Genomic DNA, 11,449 nt, shown 5'->3' with positions numbered 1-11,449 from the left:
CTTCTCCTGCAACGGGACTCCCGATGATCTTCTTGCTCGACACAAGCTGATCTATCAGGACGTCCCGTTGCGTCATTCACCAGGGCTTGACCTGCCGCTCAAGGCTCAAACGCAACGGTGTTGCCGCCTAGGTCAATTCACGTTGGTGATCAGGGAGAGGCCGATCCGGCTTCCTGCCAGCGGAGTTGGGCAGGCGTGGGGCTGAGCGTCATGAGTGGGACCTTCGGTGGGATTCTTGTCGGCTAGTGGCGGCAATCCTGCGGTAAATCCCGCCCGCCGAAATCTGGTTTTCATCGTCCAGGCCCGGCACCATGAGCGTTCCGGTTCCTCTTCCCTATGGCCCCCGCAACACCGCGGGCAGCCGGCCCCACTGCTGAGCCTGCCCGAAGTCCTTGCCCTGCGCGCGCGGCGCCAGACGATGGCGTCGACCGTCTCGTGCGTGAAGCGGCGGGCGAAGAATGCCGCGGTCTCCCCGGGGACCGGGGTGCACACCTTCGCGTCGGGCCCGGCGGCCCACAACGTGTCCCCGGGCGTCCTCAGGGCTGTCCCTGGGTGGCGGCCAGGGCCATGATGGCGGTCATGACGTTGTCGACGGCATTCACCAGGTTGTTCGGTGTGCGGCATCCGATCGCGCTTGCGCCGATGGGGGGTTCGGCCGGTGGCGAGTTGGCGGCGGCCGTCTCGCGCGGCGGCGGGCTCGGGCTGCTGGGTGCTGCGTACGGGGATCCGGACTGGCTGGCCCGTGAGCTGCCCATCGTGAGCCAGGGCACCGGGCCCTGGGGGGTCGGCTTGTTGACCTGGGGGATCGATGCCGGCGTGGTGGAGCGGGTGCTGGAGCACGGCCCACGGGCCGTGATGCTGTCTTTTGGAGACCCGGGCCCGTTCGCCGAGCGCATCCGCCGGGCGGGCGCGGCTCTGATCATTCAGGTCACCGATCTGGAGGAGGCGCGGCAGGCGGTGGACATGGGCGCCGACGTCATCGTCGCGCAGGGCACCGAAAGCGGTGGACATGGCGCCCGGCACGGACGGTCCACCTTGCCGTTCGTGCCGATGGTGGTGGACCTGGCGGTACCCGTGCCGGTGCTCGCGGCCGGCGGGATCGCCGACGGCCGCGGCGTGGCCGCGGCCCTGGCCCTGGGAGCCGCAGGGGCGCTTATCGGCACCCGCTTCCAGGCCACGGCAGAAGCCCTGGTCCACCCGTCGATCGCCACCGCGATCGTCGAAGGACGCGGACAGGACACCGAGCGCAACCGCGTCCTGGACATCGCCCGCGGCTCCCAGTGGCCCTCGCGGTACACCGCTCGCGCCCTGCCCCATCGCTACCTCGACCAATGCCGCGGCCGGGAAGCGGAACTCGCCGCGGATCCCCAGGCGCAACAGGCGTATCAAGAAGACGTGGCGCGGGGCGAGGTGCCCCCGCTGCCGGTATGGGCCGGCGAGGCGGTCGACCTCATCACCGACATCACCGACCTGCCCCCCGCCGCCGAACTCGTCGCCGCCCTGGCCGCACAGGCCGAGGACGCCCTGAAGCAAGCGGGAAAACACTGACCGAGAGGCCCGCCAGGCGCGGGCACGATCGGTCTACACCGCCAACGGGGCCATCCGGCAGCGACGTACCCAAGCGCCAGATACTCATCACTCCTGGTCACCATCGCAACTGGCCGTACGTGGGGAATTCTTGGCGGCCGCTGCCACCCCCGGCAGCGCGAGTCGACGTCGTCAGCAGGCGCTCCTGGGCGAAGTCCCACCCCGAGACCGGACAGGCACCGCTCGTTGCCGCTGTCCCGTGACAGCGAACGTTGAGTGCATGCCATCGGAGGTCGATCGGACGGGTGGCCTGCAAGATCAGTGAGCCGGACGCGGCGGCCTGGGGGCGCGCGACGATGGGTGCGCTGCTCAGCGGGGCAGCGTCACCAGGCCCGTCTCGTACGCGAGGATGACCAGTTGCACGCGGTCGAGGGCGTCGAGCTTGGAGAGCAGCCGCGTCACGTACGTTTTGACGGTGTGGGCTGGCCGGTGCCGCGGGCCGCCGGATCGGCGGGTACTCGCTCGGTATGAAGCAGCGGCTCGGCATCGCGACCGCGCTGCTCGGCGATCCGCCGGTGCTGCTTTTCGACGAGCCGCTCAATGGGCTGGACCCGGAGGGTGTGCTGTGGGTGCGAGGCATCTTCCGCCGCCTCGCGGCCGAGGGCCGGACGGTGTTCGTCTCCAGCCACCTGACGAGCGAGATGGAGAACACCGCAGACCAGTCGATCGTCATAGGTCGCGGCAAGCTGATCGCCGCCGCAGGCGTGGCGAAGTTCGCCGCCCGCACCACCCGGCTGAACGTCACCGCCCGTACGCCCGAACCGGCCGCGCTGACAGGCGTGTTGACCGCCGCGGGCGCCACCGTGCACCCCGACGACGACGGCACGCTCACCGTGACCGGACTCGACGCGACCCGGATCGGTGAACTGGCCCTCGAACACCGGCTCGTTTGCAGGAGTTGACCACCCATACCGCCTCCCTGGAGGAGGCATTCATGGAACTCACCGCCGACAGCGTCGAATACCTCGCAGGAGAGCACCGATGACCACCCTGACTCTTGCCCCGGACGCACCCCGGACCGCCACGGTGCCCCGTGGCCGGTTCCGCGATCTGTTGGCCGCCGAGTGGATCAAGCTCTGGTCACTGCGCTCCACGCCCTGGGTGCTCGGCCTCAGCGCCCTGGCCATCATCGGCGCCAACCTCAATGCCGCTGTCCGCAGGAGCCGCCCTTCGTGATTGGGGATGGCAGACGATGACGCCCGTGGTGACGTTTCCTTGATTTGACAGCCGGCGACGTCGGCTTGGACTGTGCCGAATGATGGTGCTTTTTGAGTGATACCCCGCGATTTCATTCGGTTGATGCTTCAACAGGCGCCGGAGAGTGTCCGGAGAGCGTTCTGTCGATTGGGCAACCGAGTCACGCCCCACGTCGGTCAGGTGCCCTGGACCAGCTGTCCCTCACATCCCGGTACCGGATGGCCAGTACTGAGTGGGGTTCCGAGACCCGCGACGACCCGCATCGACCTGATCGACCGCACCTGGCACGAGTGGTCAGCCGCCCGCGAGCGGGTGCACTGTGGAAGACGTGGGTCTCACGGAACGCGTTGCGGGTCTGAGGGAGTCATGGCGGCCGGGTCATGCGCTGCTGGTGATTCCCGTTGTGCTCATTGCCGCGATCACGGCCGTGGACATCTTGCTCCCGCAAGACATCTATCTGGGACCGCTGCTGGTCATCGCGCCCGCGATCACTGCCTCATTCGAGGGCCCTGCGCTGACCGGAGTGATCGGGCTCCTGGCCGTGGCAGCCCAGGCATACATCAGCCTGCACTCCGGCGTACTGACCTCCCGGAACGCTTTGGTACAGATCGGCGCTCTCACGATGCTCTCAGCCCTGATCGTGTTCTTCTGCCTGATACGCGAGCGGCACAGTCGACAGCTCGCCCGGGTGCGGTCGGTGGCCGAAACCGCACAGAACGTACTGCTGCGGCCGCTCCCGGCTCGGATCGGCCCGCTGCGGATCGCCTCCCTGTACCTGGCCGCCGAGGACGAGGCCCTGATCGGAGGTGACCTGTACGCGGCCACCCGCATCGAAGGCGGAACCCGGGTGATGATCGGTGACGTGAGGGGTCAGGGTCTGGCCGCCATCGGAGAAGCTGCCCTCCTGCTCGGCGCCTTCCGCGAGGCCTCCTACCAGTACAACGACCTGCCCACACTGGCCGCGGCCCTCGATCAGAGCGTCGCCCGCTACCACGCCGACGTCGAGCCGGAGGATGAGGATCAGGCCGGGGAACGCTTCGTCACAGCCCTGCTGCTGGAGATCCCCGACGAGCGCCGCATCAGCCGAATGACCAGCTGCGGGCATCCTGCGCCCCTGCTGCTCAGCCAAGGACATGCGGTCACCGTCCCGAGTCTGCACCCCGCGCCCCCGCTGGGGATCGGCGAGATGGGACCGGCGGGCTACACCACCGACGTGTTCGCATTCGAGGCCGGAGACGCCCTCCTCCTTTTCACCGACGGCGTCATCGAAGCACGCGACCGAGGCGGCGACTTCTACCCGCTTGCGGAACGGGCCGCCCAGTGGACCGAGAGCCCCCTGGAGACACTCCTGCACCACCTGCGATGCGACCTCCTCGCCCACGTAGGCGGACGACTGGGAGACGACGCCGCCGTCATCGCCATCCACCGCAATCCCATTCTCCATCCGGGACGCTGCCATGGAGATCACCGCCCCTGACGGCTGCTGCCGCGGCTCCAGAAGCACCAGAATCCCGGGTTGACCAGGAGCTATGCAGCACGCGAGTGGTGATCGGAAGCCGATACGTCCGTTCACGGAATCGCGGGCAGAGCCAAAGATTCCTATCACCCGGCCACCCCGGGGGCGGGCTACGTCGAGGACGCCGCTGGTTCCGGGCCGAGCACAGTGCGAGGTTCGGAGCGCCCATGTCGGTGGGGTGCGGACCCCCAGACGGCCATCATCGACTCGTCCGGATCAGCGACCGGTGCCCTCTGCCCGGGCCGGCCAAGGCGCTGTGTAGGGCGGCCATTCGCGCTGTGAACGTCGGAGCATCCAGGTTAGGAGGACACTGGATCGTATGCCCCTACCCAAAACACATCATTGCTCGGCCTGCTCGGACGATGCCGCGCCGGACTCAGTCCTTCACGAAGACCTCGTTGTTGGAGCACCGCTGTCCATGGAGGATCTCACCGACGCGCAGCGCCTCGACCGGTTCGCCCGCAAGTATGCCCACGACGGTTGCCAGGTCAGAGAAGTACGGAGGGTCCCGCACGACGGCTTGAGCGGCTACGCCTGGTCCGTCCGCTTCACCGAGAGTTCGTGACAATTCGATCACCGGGCAGCTCAGGGAAGACGCCTGAGAGGAGGAGCCCGGACCGATGAACAGTTTCGGACATCGCGTAGCGGGCGATGCCTCGGCTCAGTGAACCAGGAGACGTCGCGCGCTACCTCTGCGCGGTCCGCGCAACGCGCCTGGCCCCCACTGCGGTGCGGTGAGGGCCAGGCGCCGGCTGGTGCGGCAGCCTGTGAGCCTCGCGGAATCGGTAGATCTGCCGACGGGGCTGCACGAAGCGCCGTGTCCGCGCCTGGGCGCTCGGTTTACGCGGAGTAGAGCGTGTCGATGTTCTCGTGAAGCTGGTTGGCCAGGGGCGGTGCCGCGTAGGTGTCGGTCATGACCTCGATGTAGCAGCCGGTGCCGGCCTTCGCCGCTGTCTCCATGGCCTGGTCGAGTTCGGCGAGGGTCGACACGCGGGCGGTGAACCAGTCTTCGCAGCCCAGGGCCTTCGGCAGTTCGGAGTATCGCCAGTTGGCCAGGTCGTTGTAGGCGATGTCTGGGTGCTTGCAGAGCAGGCGCTCGATCAGATAGCCGTGGTTGTTCAGGACGAACACCATCGGGCGCAGGCCGTACCGTCCGAACTGGCCGATTTCCTGAACGGTGAGCTGGTGGGACCCCTCACCGGTGACCAGTACGACGCGCTGGTCGTCCGCAGCGGCGATGGCCGCGCCGACCGCGGCGGGGGTAGCCCATCCGATCGAGCCCCACAGGGACTGGTTCTGGAAGGTGGCGCCGCGGGGCAGCCGGGCGAAGGCCGGGCCCATGGACACGGTTCCGGTCTCCGCGACCAGGACGTCGTTGGACCTGAGGAAGTTCTCCCAGCGGGGGTAGAGGTTTTCGGCGGTGATGGAGTCGTCGCCACTGCCGCCTGCCGGGGACATACGGGTCACCTCGACCGACGGGTGCGGCCACTGCTTGCGGGGGAGCTTCTCGGCGAGGGCGCTGAGGAGGTCCTTCATCTCCACGCTCTGGTAGGTCATGCCGTCGACACTGACGTGGTGGTGGCTGATATCGATCGTGCGGCCGGGGTCGAGGTTGGCGGTGAACGCCCCGGTGCTGAAGTCGTGCATCAGCGCGCCGACCAGGACGACGACGTCGCTGTCCTCGACGAAGCGGCGGACGCCCTCGTTCATGAGCTTGCCGTCGTACATGCCGGCGTACGCGGGCTGGTCCTCCTCCAGGACGCCCTTGTCGGCCATCATCGTGGCGAAGGGCAGTGCGGTGGCCTCGAGGAACTGCTGGAGGTTCGGGCCGAGGCCCGACCGGGCGGTGAGGATGCCGGGCAGGACGCAGGCGCTGTTGGCCGGACCGAGCATGTCGGCGATTGCCTGAACGGCCGCCTCCACCTGCGCGGGGTCGCTGGCCGGCGCGGGGATCGGCTGGGCATTGCCGACCACCGGCATCTCCGCCAGGTCGGCGGGGAAGGCCATGTAGACCGGGCGGCGGTGATAGAGCGCCGCCGCGATGAGGCGCTCGGTCTCGGCTGCGACGTTCTGTGGTGTCATGATGGCGCTCGCGCAGACCACCGACCCGGACAGCTTCTGGAAGAGGTCGAACTCGCCGTTGCCCAGGGTGTGGTGGACGAGTGAGTGGTGGGCCTGGACAGGCATCTTGGGCATGCCGACCAGGTGGAACACCGGGAGGTGCTCGGTGTACGCGCCAGCGATGCCGTTGATAGCGCTGAGTTCTCCGACCCCGTAGGTGGTGCACACGGCGCCGATGCCGTGCACGCGGGCGTAGCCGTCGGCGCTGTAGGCGGCGTTGAGCTCGTTGCAGCTGCCGATCCACTGGATCTCCGGGTGCTCGGCGATGGCGTCGTCGACGGGGAAGGCGTAGTCGCCGGGGACGCCGAAGACGTGACGCACGCCGATGTCCTGCAGCCGATTCAGGACGTGTTGGATCACGGTGGTGGACATGAGGAAGTTCCTTTCCTTGTGGCGGCACCACCACTCCAGGGCGCCGACTGTCCGGCGGAGTCGGTGCCGACCCCTTCCTCTGCGAGTGATCGGTGGGTGCGGGCTGTGCGAGGACACCTTCGTGGAGCTGGGCGAAGAGTCCGTGCGGACCTTCGGAAGCGCTCCCGCGGGCTTTCCTCGGCCGTCATGCCTCGCCTCTCCCGTTGACCTGGGCAAACATCGGGACCCATGGGCGGGGATGGTCGCGCTCACGGGCGCCGTCCGGCCTCTGCCGGCGCACTGGGTCGATCCGGGGGAATACGAGCAACAAGCCGACACGGCAAACTGCCGAAGCTCGGGCCGGGAAGGCACCCAAAGAAGCCTGACAGCCTCGCCGCCGACAAGAGCCGAGGAACTGACCGATCCAGTGGTTGAGGCTGTCCTGTGCGCACCGGAGGCTGACCCGGGCTCGCATGCGCGAAGTGCTCGCGCACATCCTGGCCTACGTCGGCCGGATGCCCGCCCTGCGGTGAAGTCCCTGTAGGGGCGCGGACGTCGCACAACCGTCCTGCCGAGGTAGGTCAAGTACGGCTCTGCCCATTGCCATCAGCGGCGGACACCAACAGGCGCGGACAGCGGCGATCGACACCGAACCGCAGTGGACGACCAACCTAGGCCGGGAGCGAGTTCCGAGACGGACGATCCTCCAGGACCGACCTGATCAGGCTGAGGTCACAGGTTCAAGTCCTGCGGCCGGCCACGGGCCTTCAGCCCGACGGAGGAGGGCCTCTGGCTTGACTCGGTCATTGAGACTCCACCGACCTCGGAGCACGTCTTGCGCTCCCTATGGGCAACCGCCGGGTGCCGCGCCGGACCGTCGTCCCTCTCGTGTCGCAGAGGCGATCACGGCGGAGATGGCAGCGGTCACGACGAGGCTCCCCACCATGACCATCCCCACACCGACCATGAAGAGGCCGCTGGAGTCGTCCGACCAGTCGTAATAGGCGGCCACGGTCAGGCCGACCGTGGTGCCGAGCACAGCGCCTGCGATGTAGCGCCGGGATGCCGCCCAGTACACCGGCGCCAGCAGAGTCAGCACCAGCCCGATCACCTGCCAGGCCTCGTACGGGCCGGTCGTCGTACCGTCAGGTTGCACGTCACGGTGCTGGTCCCAGCCCAGCCAGGCAGCCCACACCGCCGACGCCACCACAGCCAGCACGAGGACCGCCAACATCTGGAGAACGAGTTTCGGTAGTTTTTGTCGCATGGCCCAAGCGTTCCCGCTCACCCCATCACCGACCAGAGCGCAAGTACTCACCTCGACCCGAGTACTTCAGCCACGATCGTGATCCACTCATGCTTGAGTTCAGTTGACCCTTCCAGGGCGAGTAGACGGGCCGACACATGCCACATATAGCCGCGGCGGTGCCTTCTGATGATCCCGGCATGATGTGGGTCCTGTCGGGCTTCGGCGCAGACGAATCACTGTGCAGCGAGCACCCGATCAGCAAGGAGCAGCTGGTCAAGGTGCGCGAGGTGGTCCCGCCTGCGCCCGACGACTCGTGGTACGTGCACAGCTATCGCGTACCGCATGGGGCATTGCACGCGATGGGCCAGATCCTGCAGTGCCAGCCGCTCGACCGCGACGTCGAGTACTTCGTCGATGGATACGCGGCAGGGTAAGTTCGCCGTTGCTGTGCCGGCCGCCGCCCTGGCACTGGGCACCGCTGCGGACAGCGGAGTCCTGATCGCGATGATCTCGGCCGGAGAAATCATCGCAGGGCTGGCTTTCGGAGCCCGCCCGTGGCGCTGGTCACCGGCCCGGCTGCTGCTTGCGGTCCTGGCAGGTTCGGCTGTGGCGGTCGGCGTGGCAGCGTGGACCGCGAGCAGTCTTGCGCTGCTGTTCCCCGCTCTGTTCCTGGTAGGTATGTGTGGTGGCCCGTCCGCGATCGCTTCCTCTTATGTGAGTGAGCGGGGGCTCAGTGCTGGTGTGAGTGAGCGGGGGCGCAGTGCTGGGCGTGCGGTTGCCCTTGTGCGGGGGTGGCGGGAGTGTGGGACATATGGCGAGTCGGTATCACGGCGATGCGTTGCTGGTCGCTGGGCATCTGCAGATCCCCGTTCAGGCCGAGCTGATGGCCGGGCCTGACGCTTGGCGCGGCAGTCTGCGCGGTGTCCCGACGAGCCGGATTTTTGACCTGCTCGACAGTGACGAGCTGCGGCTGTGTATGCCAAACGGCCAGGAGCGTCGAGTCCGCCAGGAGCCGGCCAGTCACGCTCACGAGAGTGAGTTCACGATCGTGCCGATCTCGGGCGAGGGCTGCCCGCCGTTCTAGGCGTTTTCCGGCCCCGTTCCCCTTGCTGGGGTGTCTGCCACTGGTGCTTGGCGCCGTCTGGCTTCCGGCCCTGTAATCGAACATGCGTCTGACGATTCTGTGTCGAGGCTGTAGCAACTCCGCCTCCTCGACCACGTCCGTGAGCAGGACCTGGCGCGCGCCCGCAGCTGGCGCCAGGCCGAGGTGCAGCGTCTGGCCGAGCTTGCCGCACGCCGGCCTTGCGAGGGCACAGCGCCTCGGGCAAGTCGTCCCTCGCGGTCGGTCCCCGTGACCCTTTTGGCCATGGTCTGGCCCTCGTCGGTCAGGGCTGCGCCGGATCGTGCTGCGCGAGCGGGACCGGCCCGGTGCGACGTTCAGGGGATTCTCAGAGGTTCCCGGGATTCGCCGGGTTCTCCGGGTGTGCCGCGACGGTTCGCGACAGGGCCGTCGGTGAACCGGACCCGGCCCTCGGGCGGGTCCGGTGGCCGTCACTGGCTGCTGAGGTACCTGCCGTACGCGAGCGCGCTCGACGGGGAGGGCAGGCCCAGCTTGGCGGGTGTGAAGGCGGAGGAGCCGTTGACGCTCGCCCGGGGCAGCAGCCACACGCCGCCCGAGCCGGCGTTCTCGCCCGGGGAGCCGACCGCCACGTCCGCCCTGCCGTCGTGGTCGTAGTCGCCGGTCGCGACGGCGGCACCGAAGGCGTCGGTGGCTTCCGCGACGCCGGGCACGCGCGGGGTGTCCTGCTGGAACCCGACGGAGTGGCCCTCGCCCCACGCGTCGACGAGGCCGGTCGGGCCGCCGAACAGGAGGGTCGCGGCGCCCGCGCCCGCGCGGGCGCCGATCGCCTCGCCGGGGGCGCCGGCGATCAGGTCGTCGCGGCCGTCGTTGTTGATGTCGGCGACGGCGAGGGCGGCGCCGAAGCGGTCACCGGCCTCCGCGACGCCCGCCACGCCGACCGTGTCCTGGTTGAGGGTCTGCTTGCGGAACCCGAAGCTGCCGGGTGTGGCGTTGCCGTAGTGGACGTGGATGCCGCCGCCCTTGGCGATCTCCTCGGGGCCGCACGGGTCGTCGATGTTCTCGTCGGCGATCTCCCGGCACTCGCCGAGGGCCAGGTCGTCGTGGCCGTCGCCGTCGAAGTCGCCCGCGGCGAGGGCAGAGACTCCGGCGTTGTCGGTGTTCCAGGTGTTGGCCATGGTCTGCTCGGTCGCGTCCCAGGCCCACAGGCGTACGTGCGACTGGGTGAACGGGGTGTTCGTCCAGTACCCGACGGCCAGGTCCGCCGTGCCGTCCTCGGTGAAGTCGCCGGTGGTGAGGATGGGGGCGCGGCCGCCCATCGGAGCGGTGAGGACGGTGGTGGAGATGCCGTCGGCGGTCCGCAGGACGACCTTGTCCTTGCCGCCGACCACGATGTCCCTGCTGCCGTCGCCGGTCAGGTCGGCCGCGGTGACCGCCAGTCCGAACGCCGCTGACGCCGACGGGCCGTTGGCGACCACGGAGCCCGGGCCCGGACCGCCCTTGGCGCCGCCCACCGCGGTGACCGAGCCGGCGTTCGTGCCGCGTCCTGTGACGTCCTCGCCGGGGGCGCCGGCGAGGAGTTCCGCGACGCCGTCGCCGTTCAGGTCCACCAGGGCCACGGAGCTGCCGAACCGGTCGCCCGCCTCGGGGGTGCCGGGGACCTCGGGGGTGGACTGGCTGACGCGGATGCTGCCGTGGGCGCCGATTCCCTTCGGGCCGCCCCAGACGATGTTGACGTAGCCGGCTCTCGCCTTGCCGCCGACCGCGCCGTCCGGTACTCCGACGGCGAGGTCCGCGTACCCGTCGGCGTTGAAGTCGCTGGCGGGCGGCGGGGGAGCGGCGGCCGTGGCCGGGAGGGTCAGCCCGGCGGTGGCCGCAGCGACGACGGTGGCTGCTGTGGCGTACGTCCGAATCCGTGTGCGCACGGGGGGCTCCAAGGGTGTCCGAGGTGTGCAGTTCACCTGTGGGACATCCGGAGGGCGCCGAGGGTTGTGCTGGTGAGGGACAGTACGCGCCCGGCACAGGTCGTGCTCGGCCCCGATGAGAAAGTGCCCCTATGTCGTGCGATGGATCGCCGCTACCTTGCGCGGAACCGTCCCCGGTCGGGACGACCGCGAAGGACGCCGCACTCCGGCAGGGCGTCGCGCGCCTCCCCGCCGCCCTGGGTACGGCCGACCACGCGGCCCTGCCGGCCTCGCTGCGGCGACGACCTCGGCGACCCTGACCAATGGTCACTGGTCTTTGAGGCCGAGCGGGACTCTGCTGCGTAATTCGTCACGCGGAGAGTCGGTAGCTGAGTCGTTCGAGCCTGCTGTGGCGGGTGCGGTCGAGTGGCCCGGTGGTCCAGTGG

The 11,449-nt window shown here is 68.9% G+C and carries 8 protein-coding genes and 3 pseudogenes; 7 read left to right on the top strand and 4 right to left on the bottom strand.

Annotation, left to right across the window (positions count from 1 at the left end; all coding sequences use genetic code 11):
• The first annotated feature begins 579 nt into the window (after positions 1-579).
• Positions 580-1,548 (top strand): nitronate monooxygenase, encoded by a 969-nt coding sequence (locus ABZV38_RS37355; protein ID WP_356333028.1) that lies wholly within the window; start codon positions 580-582, stop codon positions 1,546-1,548.
• A 348-nt stretch (positions 1,549-1,896) separates the two neighbouring features.
• Here the strand turns inward: ABZV38_RS37355 and ABZV38_RS37350 are convergent.
• A pseudogene (locus tag ABZV38_RS37350) lies at positions 1,897-2,004 on the bottom strand (DNA-binding response regulator); the annotation flags it as partial.
• Positions 2,005-2,006: 2 nt separating this feature from the next.
• Between ABZV38_RS37350 and ABZV38_RS37345 the strand changes: the two are divergent.
• The 4 genes and pseudogenes from ABZV38_RS37345 to ABZV38_RS37330 form a co-directional block, all read left to right on the top strand.
• A pseudogene (locus ABZV38_RS37345) lies at positions 2,007-2,572 on the top strand (AAA family ATPase); the annotation flags it as partial.
• A pseudogene (locus ABZV38_RS37340) lies at positions 2,569-2,730 on the top strand (ABC transporter permease); the annotation flags it as partial. The pseudogenes ABZV38_RS37345 and ABZV38_RS37340, both read left to right, overlap by 4 nt.
• A gap of 382 nt (positions 2,731-3,112) precedes the next feature.
• Complete coding sequence (locus ABZV38_RS37335; RefSeq protein WP_356333027.1) at positions 3,113-4,261, top strand: PP2C family protein-serine/threonine phosphatase; 1,149 nt, start codon at positions 3,113-3,115, stop codon at positions 4,259-4,261.
• A gap of 457 nt (positions 4,262-4,718) precedes the next feature.
• A complete protein-coding gene (locus tag ABZV38_RS37330; protein ID WP_356333025.1) occupies positions 4,719-4,865 on the top strand; it encodes a hypothetical protein in 147 nt (48 codons plus the stop codon).
• Positions 4,866-5,140: 275 nt separating this feature from the next.
• Here ABZV38_RS37330 and ABZV38_RS37325 read toward each other — a convergent pair whose 3' ends face one another.
• The gene (locus ABZV38_RS37325; protein WP_356333023.1) at positions 5,141-6,793 is read right to left on the bottom strand and encodes a thiamine pyrophosphate-binding protein; all 1,653 of its coding nucleotides are present in this window, start codon (positions 6,791-6,793) and stop codon (positions 5,141-5,143) included.
• An 823-nt stretch (positions 6,794-7,616) separates the two neighbouring features.
• On the bottom strand, positions 7,617-8,039 hold the full coding sequence (locus ABZV38_RS37320; RefSeq protein WP_356333021.1) for a hypothetical protein: 423 nt from the start codon (positions 8,037-8,039) through the stop codon (positions 7,617-7,619).
• Between the two features lie 179 nt (positions 8,040-8,218).
• On the opposite strand from ABZV38_RS37320, the gene ABZV38_RS37315 reads away from it, so the two are divergent.
• Positions 8,219-8,455: a hypothetical protein gene (locus tag ABZV38_RS37315; protein ID WP_356333019.1), complete on the top strand. Its 237-nt coding sequence runs from the start codon at positions 8,219-8,221 to the stop codon at positions 8,453-8,455.
• A gap of 377 nt (positions 8,456-8,832) precedes the next feature.
• A complete protein-coding gene (locus ABZV38_RS37310) occupies positions 8,833-9,105 on the top strand; it encodes a hypothetical protein (RefSeq protein WP_356333017.1) in 273 nt (90 codons plus the stop codon).
• A 467-nt stretch (positions 9,106-9,572) separates the two neighbouring features.
• On the opposite strand, the gene ABZV38_RS37305 is transcribed toward ABZV38_RS37310, so the two are convergent.
• Positions 9,573-11,024, bottom strand: a complete 1,452-nt coding sequence (locus ABZV38_RS37305) for an FG-GAP-like repeat-containing protein (protein WP_356333015.1) — start codon at positions 11,022-11,024, stop codon at positions 9,573-9,575.
• Between the last annotated feature and the right edge of the window lie 425 nt (positions 11,025-11,449).

The sequence above is a fragment of the Streptomyces sp. NPDC005181 genome (genome assembly GCF_040608395.1).
GTDB lineage: Bacteria > Actinomycetota > Actinomycetes > Streptomycetales > Streptomycetaceae > Streptomyces.
Note: the sequence above shows the minus strand (reverse complement) of the source record. Positions and strands in the feature narration are given on the sequence as shown.